Genomic DNA, 24,947 nt, shown 5'->3' with positions numbered 1-24,947 from the left:
AAATTGGAACAATGGCTTCCGTGAACATGGCCGACGTCAAGCGGCTTCGCGAGATGACCGCCGCCGGCATGATGGACTGCAAGAAGGCGCTTGAGGAGGCCGAGGGCGACTTCGACAAGGCCATCGACATCCTGCGTCTCAAGGGCGCCAAGGACGTCGGCAAGCGCGAGGCCCGCACCGCGTCGAACGGCCTGGTGGCCGTCAAGCACGAGGGTGACTCCCTGGCCGCGCTGCTCGAGCTCAACTGCGAGACCGACTTCGTCGCGAAGAACGAGCGCTTCCAGCAGTTGGCCGCCGACATCGTCGCGCACGTCGCGGCGACCAAGCCCGGCGACGTGCCGACCCTGCTGGAGTCCCAGCTGAACGGCAAGAGCGTCAAGGAACTGCTCGACGAGACGAACGCCGCGCTCGGCGAGAAGATCGAGATCCGTCGGTTCTCCGTGCTCGACGGCGGGTACATCGTGTCGTACATGCACAAGACCGACCCGCAGCTTCCGCCGGCGGTCGGTGTGCTGATCCAGCTCGACGAGCCGAACGCCGAGGTGGCCAAGGACATCGCGCAGCACACCGCGGCGATGGCGCCGAGGTTCCTGAGCCCGGCCGACGTTCCGGCCGAGGTGATCGAGAAGGAGCGGTCGCTGTTCGAGCAGATGACCCGCGACGAGGGCAAGCCCGAGGCGGCCATCTCGAAGATCGTCGATGGCCGCGTCAACGGCTGGTTCAAGGACTTCACGCTCGTGGAGCAGGCGTTCGTGAAGGACAACAAGAAGACGATCGCCAAGGTCGCGGACGAGGCAGGGGTCAGGGTTCTGGCCTTTACTCGTTACAAGGTCGGGCAGGCTTAGGCTTATCGCCGAGGAGCTCTTGACCCGCGGATATCTCGAGGAGGCCGCCGCCGTGCAGGAAAACACCAGACCCGCCACGCCGGCGGCTTCGTCGTACGACGGGCCGCTGCGCTGGAAGCGGGTGATGTTGAAGTTGTCGGGTGAGGCGTTCGCCGGGGGAGACACTCTCGGCATCGACCCGCTCGTCGTCGCCCAGCTCGCCGACTCCGTCGCCGAAGCCGTCCGCGAGGGTGTGCAGGTGGCGGTGGTCGTCGGCGGCGGCAACATGTTCCGCGGCGCGGCCCTTTCCGACCAGGGCATGGACCGTGCCCGCGCCGACTACATGGGCATGCTCGGGACCGTCATAAACTGCCTCGCGCTGCAGGACTTCCTGGAGAAGCGCGGGATCGACACCCGCGTGCAGACCGCGATCACGATGCAGCAGGTCGCCGAGCCGTTCCTGCCCCGCCGGGCGATCCGCCACCTGGAGAAGGGCAGAGTGGTCATCTTCGGTGCGGGGCTGGGGTCGCCGTTCTTCTCGACCGACACCTGTGCGGCGCAACGGGCTCTGGAGATCGGCGCCGAGGCGCTGCTGAAGGGTACGCAGGTCGACGGCGTCTACGACTCGGACCCGCGGAAGAACCCCGACGCGGTACGGTTCGACCAGCTTGAATACGGTGAGGTGCTGACGCGAGGTCTCGGGGTCATGGACGCCACCGCGATCAGCCTGTGCATGGACAACGGCCTGCCCATCGTGGTCTTCGACCTGATGGGCGAGGGCAACATCCTGCGGGCGGTTCGAGGTGAGAAGATCGGCACGCTGGTGAGTCCGGCAGGGAAATAGGGAGCCGCAGTGATCGACGAAACCCTCCTCGAGGCGGAGGAGAAGATGGACAAGGCGGTAGCGGTCGCCAAGGAGGACTTCTCGGGCATCCGCACCGGCCGCGTCACCCCCTCGATGTTCAACAAGATCAACGTGGACTACTACGGGTCGCCGACGCCGATCCAGCAACTCGCGTCGTTTCACGTCCCCGAGGCCCGGATGGTCCTTGTCCAGCCGTATGACAAGGGCGCGCTGAACGCGATCGAGAAGGCCATCCGGGACAGCGATCTCGGGGTCAACCCCGGCAACGACGGTGCGGTCATCCGCGTGGTGTTCCCCGAGCTCTCGCAGGAGCGCCGCAAGGAGTACGTCAAGATCGCTCGCAACAAGGCGGAGGGCGCCCGGGTCTCCATCCGGAACATCCGCCGCCACGCCAAGGAGATCCTGGACAAGATGGTCAAGGACGGCGAGGCCGGCGAGGACGAGGTCCACCGGGCGGTGAAGGAGCTCGACGACCTCACCCAGAAGCACGTCGCGAAGATCGATGAGCTGCTCAAGGGCAAGGAAGCCGAGCTGCTCGAGGTCTGACCGACGCCTCGGCCGCGGGATGCCTCGGGGTCGACGATCGGCTCGACCGTGATCCTTGTGCCGCGCCGCCCTCACGTGGCGCGGCACAAGGATCACGTGTATAGGGAGTAGGACGTTTTGGACGCAACGGCCGCCGCCTCGGAGAACGGGCCCGACCGCAAAGCGCTCGACGGCGACGGTGTCCCCGGCGATGGGGCCCCCGGAGCGGCCGCCGGGGGCGGGAGCCGTATGGGACGGAACCTGCCGGCCGCGGTGGCGGTCGGCGTCGCGCTCGGCGCGGTCGTCATCGGCTCGCTCTACATTGTCAAGGCGGCCTTCCTGTTCGTCGTCCTGGCTGTCGTCGGCGTCGGCGTGCACGAACTGGCCAAGGCGTTCGCGATCCGCGGCATCCGGGTGCCGGTGATCCCGCTGCTCGCCGGTATGGCCGCGATGGTCGTCGGTCCGTACTGGGGCGGCGTCCCCTTCCTCGTCGGAGCGTTCGCGGTGACCGCGATGGTGCTGCTGGTCTGGCGGATGTTCCAGGGCGCCGACGGCTACGTCAGGGATGCTACGGCGAGCATGTTCATCGCGGTTTACCCGGCGCTGTTCGCGGGGTTCGTGCCGCTGCTGCTGAAGCCGGACGACGGCGCCGACCGGGTTGTGATCTTCATAGCGGTGACCGTCTGCAGCGACATCGGCGGCTATTTCGCGGGCATCTTCTTCGGCAGGCACCGGATGTCACCGCTCATCAGCCCGAAGAAGACCTGGGAGGGATTCGCCGGCTCGGCGGTCGCCTGCGTGGTCGCCGGGGCGTTACTCGTCCATTTCCGACTCGACTCGGGCTACTGGCAGGGTGCGGTGCTCGGCGCGGTCGTGGTCGTCTGCGCCACCCTCGGTGATCTCATCGAGTCGGTGGTCAAGCGTGACCTCGGCATCAAGGACATGGGCACGCTGCTGCCCGGCCACGGCGGCGCCATGGACCGCCTCGACTCCCTGCTCTTCACGCTCGTCCCGGTCTGGCTGCTGCTGACGCTCCTCGTCAGCCCATGACCGTTCACGACGCTGTCAGATGCGCGCCGGTCAGATCCGGTGCCGTACGGCCAGGCGCTCGGCGGGCACCTCGTGCCCGTGCTCGGCGGTGAGGCGGAGTTCGGCCTCGGTGAGCGGGAACAGCCACAGCCAGCGGACCGGATCACCCCCGACTGCAAATCCCGACATGTCTGGAAATCCCGGTGGGTCGACGAGCATGATGACCCCCTGATAGTCCCCGTCGAGGGGGAAGGAGTCAGGTCTTCGGAACCACCGCGCCGTGTGGCCGTCCCCCAGCCAGGTCACCGACCGCCAAGGATAGCGGCCCAGCCAGGCGAACAGCCGGGCGACGGCCCGCGGGTCCTGCCGTGTCGCGACGGCCAACTCCACCCGGCAGGCCGTGTCGTAGAGTTCGGCTCCCGGCATCCGCTGGCAGCTCATCCCCACCGTCGACAGAATCGTGTGGTCCCGTTCCGCGGTGGCCGGGCGCTCGGTCACGCCGATCACCGGAAGGCTGCCGCCTCCGACGTTCCAGTAGCGGCCCGGCGGGCCGACCCGGCCGTCCAGGTGGCCCATCACGAACTGCTGGAACGAGGCCCAGCTTCCCCTCGCCTCCCGCCACCGCCAGTACGCGCGCGCCTGGGCGACACGGGACGACAGTCCCTCCATCGCCTCAGCCAGCGGCCACGCGTACGGCGACTCGCCCACGGCGTCGCGGGCATAGCCGGGCATGCCGCGATCCATGTCCGCCCAGCTCGGAATGACGGCGAGGAGTTCGCCGTTCTCGAACAGGGCGACGCCGTCACCCTCCTCGAACCAGAGCACCGACAGCGCCGCCGGGTCCAGTGGCGGAGTGCCGGCCGGGCGGCCGGTGGCGTGCATCGGCAGCACGGGCGGGAGACCGCCGTCGGCCCGGCCCGGGTCCGCCGTGGCCGGCGCGGGGCAGTGGTTTGCCAGCCAGACCGCTCCGCGTACGGCGCCCCGGGCGTCCCGCAGGTAGGCTACGGAGGACTCCCGGTCGGTTTCGACTGTGAGGGCCCGGCTCCGGTACGGATTGGGGCTGGTGAGCACGGTGGTGATGTCCACCCGTCAACCTCCGGGTCGCCTCCGCAATCAGGCCGTCAGACTGAATGTAAGCCCGGTCGGGGCCGCCGTTAAGACCATGTTCCGCCGACATCAGACGTTCCGCCGACATCAGACGTTCCGCCGACATCAGACGTTCCGCCGACCACCAGGCGTTCCGCCGACCACGAGATCGGAAGGTTTCCGCGTGAGCGAGCAGCCGACCACCACGCAGCCGACCACCGGGCAGCCCCGGCCCGGCCAGCTGACCTTCGTCGCGCCGCGCCGGGCCAGGCCGCGACGCCACCTGGCCGATCTGAGCATGGCCGAGCGTCGGGAGGCGGTCGCGGAGTTGGGGGAGAAGCCGTTCCGCGCCGATCAGCTTTCCCGGCACTACTTCGCCAGGCTCACGGCCTCACCGGAGCAGATGACCGATCTGCCCGGCGGGCTGCGCGAGCGGCTGGTCGAGGAGCTCATGCCGCCGCTGCTGACGTCCGTACGCGAGATCACCTGTGACGGCGGCACCACCCGCAAGACCCTGTGGCGGCTGTTCGACGGATCGCTCGTCGAGTCGGTGCTGATGCGCTATCCCGACCGGGTCACCATGTGTGTGTCCTCCCAGGCCGGTTGTGGGATGAACTGCCCGTTCTGTGCCACCGGCCAGGCCGGTCTCACCCGGAACATGTCCACGGCGGAGATCGTCGAGCAGGTCGTCGCCGGGGCCCGGTCGCTGGCCCGTGGCGAGGTGCCCGGCGGTCCCGGCCGGGTCAGCAACGTCGTCTTCATGGGCATGGGCGAGCCGCTGGCCAACTACAAGGCCGTCATCGGCGCGGTCCGCCGCCTCGTCGATCCCGCGCCCGAGGGTCTCGGCATCTCCGCCCGGGGCGTCACGGTCTCGACCGTCGGCCTGGTGCCCGCGATCGACAAGCTGGCGGGCGAGGGCCTGCCCGTCACGCTCGCCGTGTCCCTGCACGCGCCCGACGACGAACTGCGGGACACGCTCGTGCCGGTCAACACCCGGTGGAAGGTCGCCGAGGTGCTCGGCGCCGCCTGGCGTTACGCGGAGACGACCAGGCGCCGGATCTCCATCGAGTACGCGCTGATCAAGGACATCAACGACCAGGAGTGGCGTGCCGACCTGCTGGGCCGTCTGCTCAAGGGCAAGCTCGTGCACGTCAACCTCATCCCGCTCAACCCGACGCCCGGGTCGAAGTGGACGGCCTCCCGCCCGGAGGACGAGCGCGCCTTCGTCCGCCGGCTGGAGTCGCACGGCGTCGCCGTCACCGTGCGGGACACCCGCGGCCGGGAGATCGACGGCGCCTGCGGCCAACTCGCCGCCGCCAACCCGTCATGACGTTACGGGCGGGCGAAATCCGTCCCTCGAGAAACCTCCACAATCGTCGCATCCTGTTTACGGTGCGTGATAATGCCGCTGCTTTTCGGAGTGGTTGGAATGAGCTCCAGGGGCTGCCGTTCTCCGTTATCCAGCCCGACCGGGGCGTACGACTCAGGCGGTGACGCGGGCGACGGCGCGGATGGGGGCACCGTCGGCGGCGCCGAGCCGCAGCGGCAGCAGGAAGAGCTCGATCTCATGACCGGCGGCCTGGGCCGCCAGGAGGTCATCGAGGTTGCGCAGGTTCTCCGCGATGACGGCGTGCGCCCCGCACAGGACGCGGTGGGCGGGGATCTCGCCGGCCGGGGTGGGATCCACACTCAGCGCGTCGATCCCGACCGTCCGCGTCCCCGAACCCACGATCAACTCGGCCGTCTCAACGGTGAGCCACGGATGCGCCAGATAGTTCTCGTCACCCCAGTGGGTTGCCCAGCCGGTGGCGATCAGCAGGATCGCCCCCGGCCGACCCGCCGACGCCAGTGCCGGGGCCAGCGCCTCGGGCGTGATCGGTGATCGGGGCGGCAGGCCCCGTACGTCGGCGACGACCGCCGGGCCGACGAACCGATCGAGGGGCAATTCCTCCAGCGTGGGCAGGTCGTCGTCGATGTGGTACGGCGCGTCCACGTGGGTGCCCGACTGCGACCCGAGGTGCAGGCCGAGGACGTTGACCCCCTCGGCCGCGACCGTGAGCGCCGGTTCGATCGCCACCTCGGGGTCCCCGGGGTAAACCGGCATCCCGGTCGCCATCGGCACCGTCAGGTCGATCAGCACGTCGCCTCCCACGGGTCGCTCAGAGCTTCGGCTTGCCGCTGCGGTAGAGCCAGGCGTCGAACAGCGCGCCCAGGTCCTGACCGGACAGCTTCTCCGCCAGGTCGACGAAGTCGCGGGTGGCCACCGTGCCGTGCCGGTTGTCCTTGGTCCAGGTCTTGAGCAGCGTGAAGAACGTCCTGTCACCGATCTTCTCGCGAAGCGCGTGCAGGGTCATCGCGCCCCGCGTGTAGACCAGGTCGTCGAACATGTTCGCACGGCCCGGATCGCCGGTCTTCCGCTTCCAGAACGCGCTCTTCGCCTTCTTCTCGTAGAACTTGTCGAACGTCCGCCGCGCCGTGGGGCCGCCGTGCCGCTCCACGTACAGCCACTCGGCGTAGGTCGCGAAACCCTCGTTGAGTCAGATGTCCTTCCAGCTGCGCAATCCCACGCTGTTGCCGAACCACTGGTGGGCCAACTCATGCACGATCTCCAAGTCGTTGCCCGGGCCCCCGTCGTAGACGGGCCTGCCCTGCGTCTCCAGGGCGTACTCGACGTCCAGCCGCTCTCCGATGCCACCCGTCGAGGAGAACGGATAGGTGCCGAAGACTCCCGCCGCCCACTTGGTGACCTTGGCGGTGGTCCGGTGCAGGTGCTTGGACTTCTCGGCGGCCGAGGGGCCGTACGCGGTGATGTTCGGCACGCCGCCGGCGCTGCCCTCGCTGACCTTGAACTTCCCGATGGCGACCATGGCGAGGTAGGTCGCCATGGGCTGCTTCATCTCCCATTTCATCGTGTGATAACCGTCGCGGACGCCCACGACGCCGGAGTTCTCGGGCTCGCCGTTGGCCAGGACCGTGAGGGCGGCGGGCACGGTCACCTCGAAGGAGAAGGTGGCCTTGTCGCGGGGATTGTCGTTGGCCGGGAACCAACTGCGGGCGCCGTCGGGCTCCGAAACCACGACCGCGCCGTCCTCGGTGTTGATCCACCCTTCGAGACCGAGCGCCTTGTCTTTGATCGCCTTGGGTCTGCCCGCGTACGACACCTCGACGCGGAACGTGCTCCCCGAGGGCAGCCCCCGCTTGGGCGTGATCACGAGCTCCTGGCCCTTGCGCTGGTAGGGCGCCCCCTTGCCGTTCACCTCCACCTTTCTGATCTTCGGTCCGGAGTAGTCGAGGTTGAACCTGGACAGGTTCTCGGTGGCGGTGGCCGTGATCGTCGTGGTGGCGGTCAGGTGCCGCTCCTCGGGGTCGAACCGCAGCTTGATGTCGTAGTGGCCGACGTCGTACCCGCCGTTGCCGGCGTGCGGGAAGTATGGATCGCCGAGCCCGGCCGAGCCGGGTGTGAAGGCACTGGCCCGGACCGTCTCGGTGGACGCCGCGGCGGCCGTAGCGGTCGGCTGGAGGGTGACCAATGCGAGACCCGCGGCGGCGGTGAGCGCCGCGAAGGGGGATGATCTGCGAATCATGCCCCTATCGTGGTGCATAACGCCCGAACAGCCGCCGTTCCACCGTCTGATGAGATCGCTGAATTACCGGATAAGGGTGGAAGTCAGACGATAAGCTCCTGTGACCATGCGGGTCGCCAATCTCTCGTTCCGCTATGGGCGGCGGGATCCATGGGTGCTGTCCGGGGTGGAGCTGGGCCTCGGCGCCGGGGACGTCATCGAGATCATTGGGGTCAACGGCACCGGCAAGTCCACCCTCCTACGTCTGATCGCGGGACTTCTCAGGCCCGTCACAGGAGCGATCGAGGATCGGCCCGGAGTGGTCGGGTACGCCCCCGAGCGCTTCCCGGCAGGTCAGCCGTTCACCGTCGCCGCCTATCTCCGGCACATCGCGGCGATCCGCGGTGTCGATCCGCGATCGGCGGAGGAATGGTCCGAACGGCTCGGGATGGATCACCTGCTCGGGCAGCTGCTGCCGGACCTGTCCAAGGGAAGCGCCCACAAGGTGGGCCTCGCTCAGGCGCTGCTGTGCCGGCCGGGGCTGCTCGTCCTCGACGAGCCCTTCGCCGGCCTGGACGCGGCCACCCGGGACGAACTGCCACGCGTCATCGACGAGGTCGCCGGTCGAGGGGGCATCGTCGTCGTCAGCGATCATCAGGGTGACCTGCGCGCGCTTCCCGGAAGGCGGCGGCACGAGGTCCGCGATGGCACCCTTCGCGAGGTCCCCGTCGCGGCGCCGGACGACGGTCCGGACTCCGCCGGGTCGGTCACGATGCTGGAGGTCAGCGTGGTCACTGCCAAGGCCGCGGACCTGGCGGAGCGCCTGCGGGCGGAGGGCCACGGCGTCCGGGCGGTCCGTACGGCCCGGCCGGGCCGTACAACCGGGGCGGTGGTGGAGCAGTGATGGCGCTGGCCCGGTTCCGGCTCGCCGCCTACGCGCGCTCCCACAGGGCCGTTCAGCCTCTCATCGGGCTGCTTCCGCTGTTGGCGATCCTCTACGCGACGCCGGTTCCGGCGGGTGCCGAGTTGGGGGCCGCGGCCGACTCGGCCGCCATCCTCGTCCCGGTGTTCGCCTGGGCCGCCCGCGGCCTGCTCGACATCGAGCCGGACGAGCAGCGGATGATCTTCCGTACGGCCGTCGGCCGGTCGGAGGCAGTCGGCGGGCTGCTCGCTGCCTGCGCGTACGACCTCGCACTGGCGGCCGTCGCCATGGGGGCGCTCGTCCTGCGACTGCCGGCCGCCCCCGGCCTGGCCGTACTGCTGGCGGGCGGATTCCTGCATCTGCTGTCGGTGATCGCGGGCGTGGTGCTCGGTGCGCTGACGAGCCGCCCGATCCTGCCCTCTCCCGCCGTGTCGAGCATGGCCCTGATCTTCGGCTACCTGGCCATGCTGCTCATCAGCCTGTCGGGGGTGCGCTGGCTCGGCGTCCCGCTGATGGCCTGGATGCGCGACGCCCACCACTGCGTCCTACTCGCCAATCTGCCCCTGCTCACGGTGCAGTCCCTGCTGTGGCCCGCCCTCGGCCTGGCCGCCTACGCGCGCCTTCGCCGCACCCGCCCGTAACGTCAGGCGAGGGACCCACCTTCCGTTTCATCCGGCAGGGGAATCGCTTCCTCGGAATCGTCTTTACGTGCCCCGAAGGGGCATCGGTCAGGGCTTGGCCGTCGCCTACTCCGGCTACCTCAGCCAGAGGGAGCGAGAAGCCGTCCTCTTCAGGGGGGCGGAGGAGTCACAGCCACATCCTCGCCGGCGGCGGCGTGGCGGGTGGCCAGGTCGATCCACCGGTCGGCGATGCGGCCCCACAGTTCCCGGAGGGCTGGTTCGGCGGCGGCGATCTCGGCGAGCATGACGGACGCGTCCATGCCCAGCTCGGTGAGCTGGCCCGCCCCGCTCCGCGCCCACCGCTCGGTGGATTCGAGCAGCACCTCGGGATGGAACTGCACGCCCCAGGCCGCCGGGCCCAGCCGGTAGGCCTGGTTGGGAAAGTCGGGGCAGAACAGCAGGGGCACCGCCCCGGGCGGCAGCTCGGTGATCGCGTCATAGTGCCACTGGATGGCGCATGCGTCGTCGGGGAGGCCGGTGAACAGCGCGTCCTGTGCGGCGGCGGGCCGGGCGGTCAGCGGGAACAGGCCGATCTGGGGGGTGGCGGCCTTCGCCACCGTGCCGCCACAGGCATGGGCGAGCAACTGTCCGCCCAGGCACACGCCCAGCGTCGGAATCTCGTCGCGTACGGCCTGCCGCAGCAGATCGGCCACCGCCGGCAGCCAGGGCGCCAGATCCACGTCGTCGACGCCGGGGATGCCGCCGAGGACGAGGAATCCGTCGACGCCCTCCAGGGAACGCGGGAGGGTGTCCCCCTGCCAGGGGTGGCGTAGGTCCAGTTTCACCTCGGCCGCCGCGATTCGCGTGCCGATGAGTCCGGGGCCGGCGCCGTCCTCGTGCTGGACGGCGAGGATCACGGGAGCGTTCACAGCCATCGCCTCGCTGATCGACGTAGGGGTGTGTCGGGCGGCAACCGCGGTCAGCGGGTGCCCCAGGAGTAGGTCTGCTTGTGGAGCTTCAGGTAGACGAACGTCTCGGTCGCCCGCACGCTGGAGATCGCCCTGATCTTGCCCAGGATCTCCAGCAGATGTGTGTCGCCCTCGCAGACCACCTCGACGATGAGGTCCACCGAACCCGCGGTCAGCACCACATAGTTGATCTCTCTTATCGAGGAGAGTTCCTCGGCGACCGCGTCCAGATCGCCCTCGCACTTGATGCCGATCATCGCCTGCCGGGGGAACCCGAGCGACAGGGGGTCGGTGACCGCGACGATCTGCATCACGCCGAGGTCGAGCAGTCGCTGTACCCGCTGGCGTACCGCGGCCTCTGACAGCCCCACTGCCTTGCCTATCGCGGCGTACGGTTTACGCCCGTCGGCCTGAAGCTGCTCGATGATCTGCTTGGAGATCTCGTCGAGCATCACTGGCCCGCCCTTCCCGGGCGCGCGTACCTTCGGCGGATTCGTCATCCTCGGGGGGGTGTCCTCTCTGGGGGATGGAGTGGGACAGGGGAGGGGCCATCACCGGTGTGACCTCGTGTTACAGCGTAGTTCCAGTCAACCTGTGATCACGATCTGACATATTGTCAATTTCTCTGCTCGCGGCAAGCGATTTCGTAGCGATTTGGTATCTTAGCCACGGATTCCCTTGTAGTTGTCTGTTTTCTCTGTCAGAGTCGCGACAACTCCAGCCACCTCAACAGGAGGTCAATGGTGACCACCCGTCTCCAGAACTTCGTTAACGGGAAGTTCGTCGACGCCGTGAGCGGGCGCTTCTCCGACGTGGTCGACCCTACGACGGGCGAGGTCTACGCCCAGGCACCGGTATCGGGCCGAGAGGACGTCGACGTCGCCTACGCCGCCGCCACCGCCGCCTTCGAGACGTGGGGGCAGACCACGCCGGGCGAGCGGGCGGCGCTGCTGCTGAAGATCGCCGACGCGATCGAGGCGCGTGCCGACGAGATCAACGAGGCGGAGTGCCGCAACACCGGCAAGCCCCGGGCTCGGATGGCCGAGGACGAGACGCCGGTCGCCGCCGACCACTTCCGGTTCTTCGCCGGGGCGGCCCGCACACTCGAGGGCCCGACGGCCGGGGAGTTCCTCGCCGACCACACGTCGGTGATCCGGCACGAGCCGATCGGCGTGATCGGTCAGGTCACCCCGTGGAACTACCCGATGATGATGGCGGTCTGGAAGATCGCCCCCGCGCTCGCCGCCGGCAACACGATCGTGCTCAAGCCGTCCGACACGACCCCCGCCGCCACGCTCAAGCTCGCCGAGATCCTCGGCGACATCCTCCCGGCCGGCGTCTTCAACGTCGTCACCGGTGACCGTGAGACCGGCGCGCTGGTCGTCGGTCACCCCGACGCCGACATGGTCGCGATCACCGGCTCGGTCGGCGCCGGCATGGCGGTCGCGCGGTCGGCGGCCGACGACCTCAAGCGCGTCCACCTGGAACTCGGCGGCAAGGCCCCGGTCGTGGTGTTCGACGACGTCAAGGACATCGGGGCCGTCGCGGGGGCGATTGCCGAGGGCGGCCTCTACAACGCCGGCCAGGACTGCACCGCCGCCTGCCGGGTCCTCGTCCAGGAGAGCATCCACGACGAGTTCGCCGCCGCGCTCGCCGAGGCCGCCGCCGCCACCAAGGTGGGCGGCCTGGACGACGAGGAGGCCTACTTCGGCCCGCTCAACAACCCCGCTCAACTCGCCAGAGTGGAGGGGTTCTTCGCACGCAAGCCCGACCACGCGAAGGTCCTGACCGGAGGCCGTCGCGTCGGCGAGAAGGGGTTCTTCTTCGCCCCGACCGTCGTCGACGGGCTCCAGCAGGACGACGAGATGATCCAGGACGAGATCTTCGGCCCGGTCATCACGATCCAGACGTTCACCGACGAGGCGGACGCGCTGGCCAAGGCGAACGGCGTGCGGTACGGGCTGGCCGGCTCGGTGTGGACCTCCGACCATGGCCGGGCTATGCGGATGTCCAGGCGGCTGGACTTCGGCGTGGTGTGGGTCAACACCCACCTCCCGTTCGTGTCCGAGATGCCGCACGGCGGCTTCAAGCACTCCGGCTACGGAAAGGACCTTTCGGTCTTCGGCCTGCATGACTACACGCGCGTGAAGCACGTCATGCACTACATCGGCGAATAGGTCGCGGCAGCCCGAGCCGTACGGCCTACCGACAAAGAGGGATAAGCCTGGAATGACAGACATCCAGGCGGGCATGGGGGCGGCCGTCGCGGCCGCCCCCATATCAGCCGACGTGCCCGCCATCGAGCTCGACAGCGTCGTCAAGGAGTACGTGTCACACGGAGAGGTCGTTCCGGCGGTAAAGGGGGTCAGCCTCTCCATCGCCGAAGGCGAGTTCTTCTCCCTTCTCGGCCCGTCCGGCTGCGGCAAGACCACGACGATGCGGATGATCGCCGGGTTCGAGGAGCCCACCCGGGGGACCGTCCGGCTGCGCGGCGAGGACGTCACCAACGTGCCGCCGAACAAGCGCGACGTGAACATGGTCTTCCAGTCCTACGCCCTGTTCCCGCACATGAGCGTCTGGGAGAACGTGGCCTTCGGGCTCAGGCGCAAGAAGGTCCCCGGCGACGAGATCAAGCGCCGGGTGGGCGACATCCTGGAGGTCGTGGACCTGGTCGGCCGCGAGAAGCGCCGCCCCAAGGAGATGTCCGGCGGCCAGCAGCAGCGTGTCGCACTCGCCCGCGCCCTGGTGAACCGGCCCCGGGCGCTGCTCCTGGACGAGCCGCTCGGCGCGCTCGACCTGAAGCTTCGCCAGGCCATGCAGATCGAGCTCAAGCGCATCCAGCGGGACGTGGGCATCACGTTCGTCTACGTCACCCACGACCAGGGCGAGGCGCTCACGATGAGCGACCGCATCGCCGTGATGAACGACGGGCTGGCGGAGCAGCTCGCCGACCCGCGCGAGATCTACGAGAGGCCGGCGACCAAGTTCGTCGCCGGGTTCATCGGCACCTCCAACCTGCTCAGCGGCACCGTGCAGCACGTGACCGGCGCGACCGCGGTGCTCGCGCTCGGCCCCAGCGACCGGATCGTGATCCCGGCCGACGGTACGGCGTCCGCGGGCGACGCGGTCGACCTCACCGTCCGCCCCGAGAAGATCACCATCTCGACGGAACAGCCCGTGGGCGACCTGAGCATCGTGCGCGGCACGGTGGCGGAGGTTGTGTACCTCGGCACGTCCAACAGCTACACGGTGGTGCTCGCCGACGGCGCCGACATCACCGTGTTCCAGCAGAACGCGCACGACAGCACCATCACGGCCGGGCGAGGTGACACGGTCTGGCTCTCCTGGCAGCCCCGGCACTCCTACGTGCTGCGGTAACACCGATTCCCCCGAGCCGAACTCCACGAGCGATCCCCCCGAGCCGCTTCCCCCGAGCGCGGTTCTCCAGAGCACGCACAGCAACTCCCCGGAGCACAACCCCATGAACGACTCCTCCAGGCAGGATCTCGCCTTCCTCCGCGGCATGACCGGGCGGCGGTTCGGCCGCCGCGACGCCCTGCGCCTGACCGGCCTGTCGGCCGCCGGGCTGGCCCTCGCCGCCTGTGGCGTGCAGGGCAAGAGCGTGGCCCGGCCGACCTCCTCCGCGCAGGTCGAGTCCGAGGTGGACAAGTACTGGTCAGGCAAGGTGAAGAACGGCCACATCGACTTCGCCAACTGGCCGCTCTACATGGATCCCAAGCTGCCCGAGCTCAAGGAGTTCACCAAGCGGACCGGGATCACGGTGAACCACAAGGAGGTCATCCAGGAGACCACGAGCTGGTATGCCAAGATCCAGCCGCAGCTCGCCGCGGGCCAGTCCATCGACTACGACGTGATGATCGTCACCAACAGCTTCCAGCTCACCCAGTTGATCAAGCTGGGTTACCTGGCGCCGCTCGATCACGCACAGCTGCCGAACTTCGCCGAGAACGTCGGGGAACGGTACAAGATCGAGGCGTTCGACCCGGGCAACATCTTCACGGTCCCGTACGCCTCCGGCATGACCGGCATCGCGTACAACCCGAAGTACGTCGACACTCCGCCCACGAGCTACGCGGCGCTGTGGGATCCGAAGTACAAGGGCAAGGTCGGCATGATGGCCGACTCGCAGGAGATCGCGAACTTCGGGATGTTCGCCCTGGGCATCGACCCGGACAAGTCCACACAGGCCGACTGGGAGAAGGCGGCCGCGAAGCTCAAGGAACAACGCGACTCCGGGATTGTCCGGAAATACTACGATCAGTCGTATATCGACCCGCTGGCCAAGGGCGACATCTGGATCACCCAGGCGTGGTCCGGTGACATCTTCCAGAAGAACCTCTCCGACGGCACCGACCTGAAGTTCGTGATCCCCGACGAGGGCGCGACCATCTGGACCGACAACTTCATGATTCCGAAGACGGCCGCCAACCCGGTCGACGCGATCATGATGATCGACTTCTTCTACGAGCCCGACATCGCGGCGAGCATGGCGGAGTACATCAACTACGTCACCCCGGTGCCCGCGGCCAGGGACATCATCGTCGAGAAGGCGGCCAAGGCGTCCGGGGAGGACAAGAAGACGCTCGAAATGATCGCGAGCAGCCCGCTGGTTTTCCCGAGTGATGACGATTACGCCAAGCTGCGGACCTATGTGACCTTCGCCGACAGCGAGGAGCACAAGAAGTTCGAGAGCGTCTTCCAGCCCATCACCACGTCATGAGCAGAAGGCTCAGGGCGGCGCTGACGCCGTACGCGCTGATCTTCCCTGGCGGCATCTGGCTCGCGATCTTCTTCGTGGTCCCGATGGTGGTCATGCTGTCGCTGTCGTTGCAGTCGGGCAGCGTGGAGGAAGGCTATGCCTTCGCCTGGAACTGGCACTCGTACGCCGATGGCCTGTCGAACTACCACGATCAGATCATCCGCTCTGTGCTCTACGGTCTGGCCTCGACCGTGATCCAGATCATCATCGGCTTCCCGGTGGCGTACTGGATCGCGTTCAAGGGCGGCAAACACAAGTCGCTCTACCTGTTCCTGCTGCTGCTGCCGTTCCTGGTGTCGTTCGTGCTCCGGACGATCTCCTGGCAGTTCATGCTGTCCGACAACGGCATCCTGCTGGGCCCGCTGAAGAGCCTCGGGCTGCTGCCGGAGGGCTTCCGCGTCCTGGCCACGCCGTACGCCGTGATCGGCGGTCTCGCGTACAACTTCCTGCCGTTCATGGTGCTGCCGATGTACGTGGCGCTGGAGCGGATCGACCCGCGGGTGCTGGAGGCGGCACAGGATCTGTACGCGAGCCGGTTCCAGACGTTCCTGCGCGTGGTGCTCCCGCTGTCGCTGCCCGGCGTGTTCGCCGGCGTGCTCATGACGTTCGTGCCGGCGACGTCGGACTACGTCAACGCGTCGGTGCTCGGCGGAACGAACACCACGATGATCGGCAATGTCATCCAGAACCAGTACCTGGTCAGCCAGGACTATCCGACGGCCTCGGCGCTGTCGTTCACGCTGATGGCGCTGCTGCTGGTCGGCATCTTCGCCTACGCCAAGGCGCTGGGCACCGAGGACGTGCTGGAGGTGGCGGCCCGATGAGGCGGGGTCTGCTGAGGGGCCGCGGGCTGCAGATCTACACCTGGCTGGTGATCGCCTGGCTGGTCGCGCCGATCGCCGTCATGGTCCTGTTCGGGTTCAACGACACGCAGGGCCGCTACAACACCAGCTGGCAGGGCTTCACGCTCAAGTGGTACGGCAAGCTGTTCGAGATCGGCGACCTGACCGAGGCGCTGGTGAACTCGCTGCTCATCGCCCTGCTGACCATGGTGATCGCGGGCGTGCTCGGCTCGCTCATCGGGCTGGCCCTTGGCCGGTACCGCTTCCGCGGGTCGGGCACGACGAACGTCGTCATGTTCGCGGCCATCTCCTGTGCCGAGATCGTGATGGGCGCCTCGCTGCTGTCGCTGTTCGTGACCCTCGCCGTGCCGCTGGGCTTCTGGACGATCGTGATCTCGCACGTGATGTTCTCGATCTCGTTCGTCGCCGTGACGGTCCGGGCCCGGGTGATGACACTGGACCGCTCGCTCGAGGAGGCCGCCAGGGACCTCGGCGCGGGCACCTGGACCACATTCCGCCTGGTCACCCTGCCCATGATTTTCCCAGGTGTGCTGGCGGGTTCGATGCTCGCGTTCGCGCTGTCCATCGACGACTTCGTGATTACGAACTTCAACGCGGGCGGAACGGTGACGTTCCCGCTGTGGATCTGGGGATCCACCCGCGTGGGCATTCCGCCCCAGGTCAACATCATGGGCACATTGATCTTCGCGGGCGGTGTGCTGATCGCGGTGATCAACGCCCTGATGGCCCGACGTCGTAGTTGATTTCGCGGTTCATGCCGCTGTAGGGAAGTGAGATGTGTGGATCCGCTGAAGGCCCTCGCTGACGCGGAGCGCAAGCCGTACTGGCTGGACCGTCCGATCGCGACGGATCCGCTGCCGCCGATCGACGCCCGGGAGGCCGCGGGCGCGGTCGCCGATCTGGCCGTGGTCGGAGGCGGCTTCTCCGGCCTGTGGACCGCGCTGCTGGCCAAGGAGCGAGAGCCCTCGCTCGACGTGGTCCTGTTGGAGGGCCGCAGGATCGGATGGGCCGCCTCCGGCCGCAACGGCGGCTTCTGCGCGGCCAGCATCACCCACGGCCTGGGCAACGGGCTGCAGCGCTGGCCCGAGGAGATCGCCACGCTGGAACGGCTCGGGCGCCAGAACCTGGCCGAGATCGAGGCGACGCTCATGCGGTACGGCATCGACTGCTCGTTCGAGCGCACCGGCGAGTTGCACGTCGCCACCGAGGAGTGGCAGCTCGACGGGCTGGACGAGGAGGCGGAGGCCGCCGAATCGCTCGGCCTGCGGGTCGACCGGCTCGACCGGGACCAGGTGCGGGCCGAGGTGGACTCTCCGACCTACCTGGGCGGTCTGTGGGACCGCGACGGGACCGCCATGGTCGACCCGGCTCGGCTGGCCTGGGGGCTGCGGGACGCCTGTCTGCGGCTTGGTGTGCGGATCTTCGAGCACACGCCGGTCAGGTCGGTGCGCGACGACGGGAGGCTGCTGGAGCTCGTCACCCCCGGGGGCAGGGTCAGGGCCCGGCGGGTGGCGCTCGGCACCGGCGTCTTCCCGCCGTTGCTGCGCCGACTCGGGCACTTCCTCGTGCCGGTGTACGACTACGCGCTGATGACCGAGCCGCTGCCGCCGGCCCGGCTGGCCGAGCTCGGCTGGCGGAACCGGCAGGGAGTGGGAGACTCGGCCAACCAGTTTCACTACTACCGGCTGACCGACGACAACCGGATCCTGTGGGGCGGCTACGACGCGGTGTACCACAACGGCGGCCTGATCAAGGCGGCGCACGACCAGCGCGACGCCACGTTCGAGAAGCTCGCCAGGCACTTCTTCGAGACGTTCCCACAGCTAGACGGGGTGCGGTTCACCCACCGCTGGGGCGGGGTCATCGACACCTGCAGCCGGTTCAGCGCCTTCTTCGGCACGGCGTACGACTCCCGTCTCGCCTATGCCGTCGGATACACAGGCCTGGGCGTGGGCGCCACCCGGTTCGGCGCCAACGTGATGCTCGACCTGCTCGGCGGCCCGGACCGTGCCGGTTCGGACTGGGGCGGCCCGGGCTTCGGCGGCGGTGACACCGAGCGGACCCGGCTGCGCATGGTGAGGGAGAAGCCGCTGCCGTTCCCGCCCGAGCCGTTCAGGTCGGGCGTCATCCAGCTCACCCGATGGTCGATGGCCCGGGCCGATGCCCACCAGGGCCGCCGCAACGCCTGGCTGCGCCTCCTCGACGCCATGGGCCTCGGCTTCGACTCCTGACCCCCCACCCCTCTGGGGGAGAGGGGGAGGGGGTCACCTCAGCCCGCGTCGGAGAGCCAGCGCAGGGGGTTCTCGCACATCATCAGGTGGAGCGTGTCGTTGTCGACACCCGCTCCGCTCAGGGCGGGGATGAGCGTGTCGAACAGCCGGCCGTACCCGTGCCCGCCGTAAGCGGCGACGTGCTCCTGGCGCTCCACCCCGCTGCTGAGCAGCACCCGCTCGGCGTGCCCGGTGTCCAGGAGGGCCAGGACCTGCTCGGCCTCCCGTACGCTCACGTAGGCCCCGGTCTCGGCGATCTTGCGCTGGGCGGGGGCATCCGTGCCGCGGATGCTCAGCCGCCGCGCGGGAACGCCATTGGAGAGCAGGAGCTCCAGCAGTTCGAGGCTTTCCGCGGCCACTGGGAGATCGGCGTGCAGCGAGGCGCGGGCCGCCGCGATCACTGCGCGTTCTTCGGCGGGAGTCGGGATCTCGTCCCATGAGGCCGCCACGATAAGCCCCGGCCGGGCGCCGGTCCCGTCGAGTCCGGCGCCGATCTCCCGCAGCAGGTCGCCGGTGAGATCGTCCACATCGCGGTGCCGGATCAGATGGCCGGAGAACGGCTCGGCGGCGAAGCCCGTCGCGGTCACGACGTGGACCCGGGTGTCCATGGAGACGCGGGCCAGCGCGGCCGGATCCCTCGCCATACCCAGGCAACTGTGCTCGACGATCAGTGTGAGACCGTGCTCCCGCCCCAGGGCTCTGATCTCGGGAATGATGTGCCGTTCCTCGTCCAGCCAGCGTCGCGGGTCGGATTCCACCCCGACGCCCCAGCGGGTGTCGGTGCGCATTTGCTCATGGGGCAGCACCGGTCCGTCCAGCTCCGAGACGGGAACCGCGCCGGTGACTGTCTGGATGCGGGGGAACGAAGCGCCGGACATGCCCGGACATTACCCGATTTTTGCATTCCATGCCCTATAACCTGCCAATTTGTAACGTTCTGCGGCTTCCGTCGGTCAGCTCAGCGTGGCCGTGGCCAGCTTGGCGCCGAAGCCCAGGAACAGGATGCCCGCACCCGAGGTCAGACCGGCCGACAGCGCGCGCCGCCGCCGGAAGCGGTCGGCGAGAAGAGTGCCGCCGAAGATGAGCATCGTCAGATAGGCGACGCTGAAGACCTGGATGATCAGCGCGAGGATCAGGAACGACAGCGCGGGCGCGCCATACGACGGGTCCACGAACTGCACGAAGAACGCCACGAAGAACAGGATCGCCTTGGGGTTGAGCAAGCTGATTGACAGAGCCCTGCGGAATGGACCGCCCTCAGGGGACACGCGCGCCTCGGCCGCCTCGACCTCATGGGGCACGGCGGGGGAGCGCAACGACTTCCAGGCCGTGCGAACCAGGCCGAAGCCGATCCACGCCAGGTACGCCGCGCCGGAGTACTTGACCACCGAGAACAGCAGCGGCGTGGACTTCAGCAGCGAGGCCACGCCTGCCGCCGAGAGGAACATCAGCACGCTGTCGCCGACGAAGACCCCGCATGCGGCACGGTAGCCGTACCTGACACCTCGCCTCGCCGCGGTGGAGAGCACGAACAGCGAGTTGGGGCCGGGCAGCAGGATGATGAGGAACGAGCCGAGGACGTAGGTCCAGATGTTGGTGATGCCGAAGAACAACGTTGCTCCCACAAAAAATGATGTTTCACCTTATATCCGCGCCACGATCTTCGGGTCGACACCCCGTCCGGTCCGCGAAGTGAAAGTCGCAGCCGCCTGGAATGGTGTGACGAACATCACACGCGAAGGCTGGAACGTGCCCTGCTGCAGGATGAGTCGACCATAAGCGGCGCTTAAGGTTGCGTGGATTGTCCGCTGGTCACGCCGTCGCTACGCTCCCTCGGCAATCTCGTCAACGCGTACGGTCACGCCCCGGCATCTCGGAGTCATCCCATGGGAGCGATCACGCGAGGCGCCTTCACCGTGCTGGTCCTCGCAGCAGTCATGTCCTCGCTGTTCGTCGTCTGGTACGGCGTATGGCACGGCGGCCAGGTCCAGGCAACGGGGGGCACGCCCCCCGCCGCCAGGCGGACCCTTGCCATGCCCCACCCTCCGCTGTCCCCGGTGGCCGCGGTCGCGCCTGCCTCGGGGGAGAGTTCGGCCGCCGCCGCTGACGAGGAGGAGGAGGGCCCGGCCGATGGGTTCGATGACGATGCCCTGCCCGAGCCGGAGGTGACCGTGACGGTCCGGGTAACCGTCACGCCGTCCCCACCGCCTCCCCCTCCCCGGCCGTCTCCCACGCCGCGGACGGCGCGGGTGGGATATCTGGCCCAGCGCGGTGCCTTCGGCGGCACGTCCACGGTGATGAGCCTGGAGACCAGTGGCCTGGCGGCGCGGCTGACCCACGTCAACTACGCCTTCGCCAACATCGACCCCGACGCGCTGACCTGTCTGAGTGGGGTGACCAGGCCGCCGCTGCCCGACCCCGACGACCCCGATCAGGGGGACGGCGCGGGCGACGCCTGGGCCGACTACCTGCGGGGGTTCTCCGCGGCCGAGTCGGTGGACGGGGTCGCCGACGCGCCCGACACCGTGCTGGGCGGCAACTTCAACCAGCTCAAGAAGCTCAAGGCCCGTCACCCCGGTCTCAAGACGCTGATCTCGATCGGCGGTCCGAGCTACTCCAAGTACTTCTCCGACGTAGCGGCGACGGCCGAGAGCAGGCGGAGGTTCGTGAGGTCGTGCCTGGACGCCTACATCAAGGGTGATCTTCCGGAGTTCGGCGGTCGGGGCGGCCCGCGCAGCGCCGAAGGCGTCTTCGACGGCGTCGACATCGACTGGGAGTGGCCGGGGTCCAGGGGACATGCCGGAAACCACGTCAGCGACGCGGACCGGGAGAACCTGACCGAGCTGCTCGCCGAGTTCCGCTACCAGCTCGACGCGCTCGGCGAGGAGGCGGGCAGGCGCTATCTGCTGACCGTGTACCTGCCCAGGGACCGGAGGAAGCTCGCGGACGGCTTCGACCTCGACCGGATCTACGATCACGTGGACTTCGTCAACACGCAGGGAGCGGGGGCGCGTCAGGAAGGCGCGGAAACGGGTCTTGTCGGGCATCCGGCGTAGAGCTACGATCCGACCAATCTCAGTAAGGTTTCTGTAAAGAGGCGGCCTTTGGGAGCCTGGTGGACGCCGAGACTGCGCACGCGAACTCCCCGGCCGTCCGGACGCCGGCCCGTTGGGAGGAGTTCGGCCGACGCCTGCGGCACTGGCGCCGGCGGGCCGGGCTCACTCAGGCTCAGGTCGGGATCCACGTCGGCTACGACCACAGCGCGATCAGCAAGCTGGAGGGCGGAAGCCGGGAGCCGTCCCCCCGGCTCGTGCGGCGGCTGGACGACCTGCTCGGCACCGGTGGGGAGCTGCAGGCGGCCTACACGGCGGCGGCTCTGCCCGGACAGGCGGGGACCGGCGCGGGCTCAATCGGACTGTCCCTGGCCACTCCGCTGCCCGGAGACGGTAGAGCACTGCTGGCCGACATGGAGATCCTCGAAACGCTGAGTTGGCCGTCACACCTGCCCAGTTATGGGCTGGCGTGCCCGCTTCACGACACCGCGGGCTGTGCGGTGCCCGTTCCGGCGGAGGCGCTGTCGACCTATCTCGCCTCCTGCGCGTTCGACCAGACCTCCCCACCCCCGCAGAGCATCGACGCCGACGCCGTGCACGTGCTGGCCGCGCTCCTGGCGGCGTACTGGCAGGCGGCCGACGAGCGGGTGGCGGCGGTGCTCGTCACAGTGGTCGAGCACGCGCTGCACGCGGTCGTGCGGTGGATGGAGGTGCTCGCCGGGCCGTACCGGCGGGCGTTGCTCAGCCTCGCCGCCGGCTACGCGCAGTTGGCCGCGGTGCTGCGGATGCAGCGCGGCCAGCACGGCATGGCCGCGGCCTGGTTCGGCGGCGGCCTGCGCTGGGCCGCCATGGCCGAGGACCTCGTGGCGCGCGTGTCCCTGCTCGGGGACATGAGCACGCTGGCCCGGCTCGAAAACGACCCGCAGTCCGCTCTGGCGTACGCGCGCGCGATCCGCGCGGCCGGACCGGACCGGCCCTGGGTGGCGGCCCTTGCCGATCTCTACGAGGCCCGGGCACACGGGTTGGGCGGCGACGCGGCCGAGTGCCACCGGCACATCGCGCACGCCAGGGTGCACCTGACCCGGTTCGGCGAGCGCGACGAGATCGAGGCGCCCTGGCTGTGCGGCGCCGCCGGTCACCTCCGCGTCGAGTCGAGCACCGGCGGCGCGCTGCGCGACATCGCGGTCGCCACGGCCAACCGGTCCGTGGCCGGTCTGGCGGTGCAGGCGATCGAGCGGTCGCTGCGCCATCTGCCGCCGCACATGCGTCCCGCCCGGGTGATGCTCACGCTGCGGCTGGCCGATGGCTACGCCTGCGCCGGAAACGTCGAGACCGCGCTGGCGGTCGCCGAGCCGGTGCTCGCCGACGCGGTCACCGTGCCGACCACGATGATCAGCCAGGAGCTGCGGGGCCTCCGCGACCGGCTGGTCGCCCGCTGGGGCGGTCGGCCCGATGTGCGGGATTTCGCGGCCCGAGTCGGCGGCTTCCTTTACTGATCTCCGCTGTCGATCTCTTTGACCGAGCCGGCCGCACTTGCGGGCGCTTGTCGATTTCCTTGCCAACCGCATCTCGGAGCGGTTTCACTTCGTCACCTTCCGTCACGAGAATCCCGCTGAGCCTGATCGCTGTGCCGTACGGATCGACAAAGTTTGCATGCTCTGTCTAGATCATTGACTCGATCTGTCGAGATTGGGACGGTCTGGTCGCGGCGCTCCTGCCCTGTCCCGGCGCACACATGACCGGTACAGGTCCTGCGTCGATGTCGCGGCACGGCCACCCGGCCGGGCCGCGGTCCCCCCACATCGTCTAGCAGCGAGGACGACATGAGAGGTTTCCTCCGAAGACTGACTCCGATCGGCATCGCCGCCGTGGCCGTCGCGGCCACGACCGCGATCCCCATTTCGACGGCCCTGGCCTCGACGGCCGCGGACCCGGCCCCCGACCCCGCCATCACGGCCAAGGCCGACCGGGCCATCGCGCAGCACGGTGAGGCCGTGCGCGCCGGCGGCTCCGACAAGTACGCTGTGTCCGACACCAACGTGGATGACAACGGCGCAGCCCACGTGCGCTACACCCGGAAGTACCACAACCTGCGGGTCCTCGGCGGCGACTTCGTCGTCCACCTCAACACGGACGGCGCCTTCGACGGGGCGTCGGTGGGCCTGACGGCGCCGCTCATGCTCGGCGTCACCCCGAAGATCAGCGCGGCCGACGCGGCCGCCAAGGCCAGGGACGCGTTCACCGGGGAGGCCGGCGAGGTCGGCAAGCCCGAACTGATCGTCGACGCCTCCGCGGGGAACGGCCGGCTGGCCTGGGAGACCGTGGTCAGCGGTGTGGCCGAGGACGGGCAGACACCGTCGCGGCTGCACGTGATCACCGACGCGCTCACCGGGGCGGTCCTGTCGTCGTTCGACGAAATCATGCACGTCGACGGCACCGGCAACTCGATCTACTCGGGCACCGTCAGGATCTCCACCTCGGGGTCGAGCGGCTCCTACAGCATGGTGGACGTGGCCCACGGCAACGGCCGTACGTGTGACATGAACAACCGCACCAGCGGCACCTGCACGACGTTCACCGACCCCGACAACACCTGGGGCAACGGCTCCAACAGCAACCGGCAGAGCGCCGCCGTCGACGCGCACTACGGCGCGGCGACCACGTTCGACTACTTCAAGAACGTGCACGGCCGCAACGGCATCTTCGGCAACGGTCAGGGCGTGCCGAGCCGCGTCCACTACGGCAGCAACTACGTGAACGCCTTCTGGGACGGCTCCCAGATGACGTACGGGGACGGGTCGGGCAACTCCCGGCCGCTGGTCGCGATCGATGTGGCCGGGCACGAGATGAGCCACGGCGTGACCGAGCGCACCGCCAACCTGACCTACTCCGGGGAGTCCGGCGGCCTCAACGAGTCCACCAGCGACATCTTCGGCACCATGGTGGAGTTCTACTCCAACAACACCTCCGACCCCGGTGACTACGACATCGGCGAGAAGATCAATATCAACGGCAACGGCAGTCCGTTGCGCTACATGTACAACCCGTCGTTGGACGGCCGGTCGCACTCATGCTGGTCGACCAGCACGAACAGCGTCGACGTGCACTACTCCTCCGGCGTCGGCAACCACTTCTTCTTCATGCTCGCCGAGGGCTCCGGCAGCACGCGGTACGGCAACTCGCCGGTGTGCGGCTCGGCACCGGCCGTGACCGGCATCGGCCGTGACAAGGCGGCGAAGATCTGGTTCCAAGCCCTGGCCAACCACTTCACCTCCAGCACCCGCTACGTGAACTCCAGCAACCCGGGCAACACCGCCCGCGCCTACACCCTGCGCGCCGCCACCGGCCTGTACGGCAACTGCTCGACCGAGTACAAGGCGGTCCAGGCGGCCTGGACCGCCGTCAACGTGGCCGGCAACGACAGCACCTGCGGAGGCAACCCCAACCCGAGTCCCAGTCCCACTGTCAGCCCCAGCCCCGGCCCCACCTCCAACCCGGGCACCTGCACGGGCTACCAGACCACCAAGACCGGCTCGCTGACGTCGGGGTCGAGCGCCTACCAGCCCGACGGCAGCTACT

At 68.7% G+C, this 24,947-nt stretch carries 23 protein-coding genes and 1 pseudogene; 16 read left to right on the top strand and 8 right to left on the bottom strand.

What is annotated here, in order from left to right; translation table 11 throughout:
- The first annotated feature begins 11 nt into the window (after window positions 1-11).
- The 4 genes from tsf to ACFHYQ_RS27640 all read left to right on the top strand — a co-directional run bounded on the left by tsf (window position 12) and on the right by ACFHYQ_RS27640 (window position 3,264).
- Window positions 12-845 carry a translation elongation factor Ts gene (gene tsf / locus ACFHYQ_RS27655; protein ID WP_394304079.1) on the top strand — a complete coding sequence of 278 codons (834 nt, stop codon included), beginning with the start codon at window positions 12-14 and terminating at the stop codon, window positions 843-845.
- A gap of 52 nt (window positions 846-897) precedes the next feature.
- Window positions 898-1,668, top strand: a complete 771-nt coding sequence (pyrH, locus tag ACFHYQ_RS27650; protein WP_394304078.1) for a UMP kinase — start codon at window positions 898-900, stop codon at window positions 1,666-1,668.
- Window positions 1,669-1,677: 9 nt separating this feature from the next.
- On the top strand, window positions 1,678-2,235 hold the full coding sequence (gene frr / locus ACFHYQ_RS27645) for a ribosome recycling factor (protein ID WP_394304077.1): 558 nt from the start codon (window positions 1,678-1,680) through the stop codon (window positions 2,233-2,235).
- 117 nt (window positions 2,236-2,352) lie between these two features.
- On the top strand, window positions 2,353-3,264 hold the full coding sequence (locus ACFHYQ_RS27640) for a phosphatidate cytidylyltransferase (RefSeq protein ID WP_394304076.1): 912 nt from the start codon (window positions 2,353-2,355) through the stop codon (window positions 3,262-3,264).
- Between the two features lie 30 nt (window positions 3,265-3,294).
- Here ACFHYQ_RS27640 and ACFHYQ_RS27635 read toward each other — a convergent pair whose 3' ends face one another.
- Window positions 3,295-4,329 (bottom strand): suppressor of fused domain protein, encoded by a 1,035-nt coding sequence (locus tag ACFHYQ_RS27635; protein ID WP_394304075.1) that lies wholly within the window; start codon window positions 4,327-4,329, stop codon window positions 3,295-3,297.
- A gap of 184 nt (window positions 4,330-4,513) precedes the next feature.
- On the opposite strand from ACFHYQ_RS27635, the gene rlmN reads away from it, so the two are divergent.
- Window positions 4,514-5,659 carry a dual-specificity RNA methyltransferase RlmN gene (rlmN, locus tag ACFHYQ_RS27630; protein WP_394304074.1) on the top strand — a complete coding sequence of 382 codons (1,146 nt, stop codon included), beginning with the start codon at window positions 4,514-4,516 and terminating at the stop codon, window positions 5,657-5,659.
- A gap of 153 nt (window positions 5,660-5,812) precedes the next feature.
- Here rlmN and ACFHYQ_RS27625 read toward each other — a convergent pair whose 3' ends face one another.
- The 3 genes and pseudogenes from ACFHYQ_RS27625 to ACFHYQ_RS27615 all read right to left on the bottom strand — a co-directional run bounded on the left by ACFHYQ_RS27625 (window position 5,813) and on the right by ACFHYQ_RS27615 (window position 7,913).
- Window positions 5,813-6,469, bottom strand: coding sequence for a cyclase family protein (locus ACFHYQ_RS27625; RefSeq protein ID WP_394304073.1), 657 nt, complete (start codon window positions 6,467-6,469; stop codon window positions 5,813-5,815).
- Window positions 6,470-6,488: 19 nt separating this feature from the next.
- Window positions 6,489-6,854, bottom strand: a pseudogene (locus ACFHYQ_RS27620) (M1 family aminopeptidase); the annotation flags it as partial.
- 12 nt (window positions 6,855-6,866) lie between these two features.
- Window positions 6,867-7,913: a gluzincin family metallopeptidase gene (locus tag ACFHYQ_RS27615; RefSeq protein ID WP_394304072.1), complete on the bottom strand. Its 1,047-nt coding sequence runs from the start codon at window positions 7,911-7,913 to the stop codon at window positions 6,867-6,869.
- A gap of 106 nt (window positions 7,914-8,019) precedes the next feature.
- Between ACFHYQ_RS27615 and ACFHYQ_RS27610 the strand changes: the two genes are divergently transcribed.
- Entirely contained in the window at window positions 8,020-8,796 is a 777-nt protein-coding gene (locus ACFHYQ_RS27610; RefSeq protein WP_394304095.1) for an ABC transporter ATP-binding protein, read from the top strand.
- On the top strand, window positions 8,796-9,455 hold the full coding sequence (locus ACFHYQ_RS27605) for a hypothetical protein (protein WP_394304071.1): 660 nt from the start codon (window positions 8,796-8,798) through the stop codon (window positions 9,453-9,455). The genes ACFHYQ_RS27610 and ACFHYQ_RS27605 overlap by 1 nt, the downstream gene beginning before the upstream one ends.
- 149 nt (window positions 9,456-9,604) lie before the next feature.
- On the opposite strand, the gene ACFHYQ_RS27600 is transcribed toward ACFHYQ_RS27605, so the two are convergent.
- Both ACFHYQ_RS27600 and ACFHYQ_RS27595 read right to left on the bottom strand, forming a co-directional pair.
- The gene (locus ACFHYQ_RS27600; RefSeq protein WP_394304070.1) at window positions 9,605-10,363 is read right to left on the bottom strand and encodes a type 1 glutamine amidotransferase; all 759 of its coding nucleotides are present in this window, start codon (window positions 10,361-10,363) and stop codon (window positions 9,605-9,607) included.
- A gap of 50 nt (window positions 10,364-10,413) precedes the next feature.
- Entirely contained in the window at window positions 10,414-10,902 is a 489-nt protein-coding gene (locus tag ACFHYQ_RS27595) for an Lrp/AsnC family transcriptional regulator (protein ID WP_394304069.1), read from the bottom strand.
- Between the two features lie 243 nt (window positions 10,903-11,145).
- On the opposite strand from ACFHYQ_RS27595, the gene ACFHYQ_RS27590 reads away from it, so the two are divergent.
- The 6 genes from ACFHYQ_RS27590 (at window position 11,146) to ACFHYQ_RS27565 (ending at window position 18,276) form a co-directional block, all read left to right on the top strand.
- On the top strand, window positions 11,146-12,579 hold the full coding sequence (locus tag ACFHYQ_RS27590) for a gamma-aminobutyraldehyde dehydrogenase (protein ID WP_394304068.1): 1,434 nt from the start codon (window positions 11,146-11,148) through the stop codon (window positions 12,577-12,579).
- Window positions 12,580-12,631: 52 nt separating this feature from the next.
- Window positions 12,632-13,780 (top strand): ABC transporter ATP-binding protein, encoded by a 1,149-nt coding sequence (locus ACFHYQ_RS27585; RefSeq protein ID WP_394304067.1) that lies wholly within the window; start codon window positions 12,632-12,634, stop codon window positions 13,778-13,780.
- 103 nt (window positions 13,781-13,883) lie between these two features.
- The gene (locus ACFHYQ_RS27580; protein ID WP_394304066.1) at window positions 13,884-15,143 is read left to right on the top strand and encodes a polyamine ABC transporter substrate-binding protein; all 1,260 of its coding nucleotides are present in this window, start codon (window positions 13,884-13,886) and stop codon (window positions 15,141-15,143) included.
- Window positions 15,140-16,006 carry an ABC transporter permease gene (locus ACFHYQ_RS27575; RefSeq protein ID WP_394304065.1) on the top strand — a complete coding sequence of 289 codons (867 nt, stop codon included), beginning with the start codon at window positions 15,140-15,142 and terminating at the stop codon, window positions 16,004-16,006. The genes ACFHYQ_RS27580 and ACFHYQ_RS27575 overlap by 4 nt, the downstream gene beginning before the upstream one ends.
- Entirely contained in the window at window positions 16,003-16,788 is a 786-nt protein-coding gene (locus ACFHYQ_RS27570; protein WP_394304064.1) for an ABC transporter permease, read from the top strand. The genes ACFHYQ_RS27575 and ACFHYQ_RS27570 overlap by 4 nt, the downstream gene beginning before the upstream one ends.
- Before the next feature lie 36 nt (window positions 16,789-16,824).
- The gene (locus ACFHYQ_RS27565; RefSeq protein ID WP_394304063.1) at window positions 16,825-18,276 is read left to right on the top strand and encodes an NAD(P)/FAD-dependent oxidoreductase; all 1,452 of its coding nucleotides are present in this window, start codon (window positions 16,825-16,827) and stop codon (window positions 18,274-18,276) included.
- 38 nt (window positions 18,277-18,314) lie between these two features.
- Here ACFHYQ_RS27565 and ACFHYQ_RS27560 read toward each other — a convergent pair whose 3' ends face one another.
- Window positions 18,315-19,193 carry a phosphotriesterase family protein gene (locus ACFHYQ_RS27560; protein ID WP_394304062.1) on the bottom strand — a complete coding sequence of 293 codons (879 nt, stop codon included), beginning with the start codon at window positions 19,191-19,193 and terminating at the stop codon, window positions 18,315-18,317.
- A 75-nt stretch (window positions 19,194-19,268) separates the two neighbouring features.
- Window positions 19,269-19,940 carry a leucine efflux protein LeuE gene (leuE, locus tag ACFHYQ_RS27555; protein ID WP_394304061.1) on the bottom strand — a complete coding sequence of 224 codons (672 nt, stop codon included), beginning with the start codon at window positions 19,938-19,940 and terminating at the stop codon, window positions 19,269-19,271.
- A gap of 261 nt (window positions 19,941-20,201) precedes the next feature.
- Here leuE and ACFHYQ_RS27550 point away from each other — a divergent pair, with 261 nt between their 5' ends.
- The 3 genes from ACFHYQ_RS27550 to ACFHYQ_RS27540 form a co-directional block, all read left to right on the top strand.
- The gene (locus tag ACFHYQ_RS27550; protein ID WP_394304060.1) at window positions 20,202-21,371 is read left to right on the top strand and encodes a glycoside hydrolase family 18 protein; all 1,170 of its coding nucleotides are present in this window, start codon (window positions 20,202-20,204) and stop codon (window positions 21,369-21,371) included.
- A 59-nt stretch (window positions 21,372-21,430) separates the two neighbouring features.
- Window positions 21,431-22,864 carry an NsdA family TPR-like regulatory protein gene (locus ACFHYQ_RS27545; RefSeq protein ID WP_394304059.1) on the top strand — a complete coding sequence of 478 codons (1,434 nt, stop codon included), beginning with the start codon at window positions 21,431-21,433 and terminating at the stop codon, window positions 22,862-22,864.
- 327 nt (window positions 22,865-23,191) lie between these two features.
- Window positions 23,192-24,947, top strand: a 1,756-nt coding sequence (locus tag ACFHYQ_RS27540; RefSeq protein WP_394304058.1) for a M4 family metallopeptidase, incomplete at its 3' end; no start/stop codon positions are given.

This window comes from Sphaerimonospora cavernae (assembly GCF_042435035.1).
Classification (GTDB): domain Bacteria; phylum Actinomycetota; class Actinomycetes; order Streptosporangiales; family Streptosporangiaceae; genus Sphaerimonospora; species Sphaerimonospora cavernae.
This window is presented reverse-complemented; position numbering and strand designations above follow the sequence as displayed.

Bases quoted from the DNA above. Each gene is read 5' to 3' on its own strand.
- tsf (WP_394304079.1), top strand. From the start codon at position 12: ATGGCTTCCGTGAACATGGCCGACGTCAAGCGGCTTCGCGAGATGACC.
- ACFHYQ_RS27615 (WP_394304072.1), bottom strand. From the start codon at position 7,913: ATGATTCGCAGATCATCCCCCTTCGCGGCGCTCACCGCCGCCGCGGGT.
- ACFHYQ_RS27610 (WP_394304095.1), top strand. From the start codon at position 8,020: ATGCGGGTCGCCAATCTCTCGTTCCGCTATGGGCGGCGGGATCCATGG.
- ACFHYQ_RS27605 (WP_394304071.1), top strand. From the start codon at position 8,796: ATGGCGCTGGCCCGGTTCCGGCTCGCCGCCTACGCGCGCTCCCACAGG.
- ACFHYQ_RS27595 (WP_394304069.1), bottom strand. From the start codon at position 10,902: ATGACGAATCCGCCGAAGGTACGCGCGCCCGGGAAGGGCGGGCCAGTG.
- ACFHYQ_RS27585 (WP_394304067.1), top strand. From the start codon at position 12,632: ATGACAGACATCCAGGCGGGCATGGGGGCGGCCGTCGCGGCCGCCCCC.
- ACFHYQ_RS27580 (WP_394304066.1), top strand. From the start codon at position 13,884: ATGAACGACTCCTCCAGGCAGGATCTCGCCTTCCTCCGCGGCATGACC.
- ACFHYQ_RS27575 (WP_394304065.1), top strand. From the start codon at position 15,140: ATGAGCAGAAGGCTCAGGGCGGCGCTGACGCCGTACGCGCTGATCTTC.
- ACFHYQ_RS27570 (WP_394304064.1), top strand. From the start codon at position 16,003: ATGAGGCGGGGTCTGCTGAGGGGCCGCGGGCTGCAGATCTACACCTGG.
- ACFHYQ_RS27560 (WP_394304062.1), bottom strand. From the start codon at position 19,193: ATGTCCGGCGCTTCGTTCCCCCGCATCCAGACAGTCACCGGCGCGGTT.
- ACFHYQ_RS27550 (WP_394304060.1), top strand. From the start codon at position 20,202: ATGGGAGCGATCACGCGAGGCGCCTTCACCGTGCTGGTCCTCGCAGCA.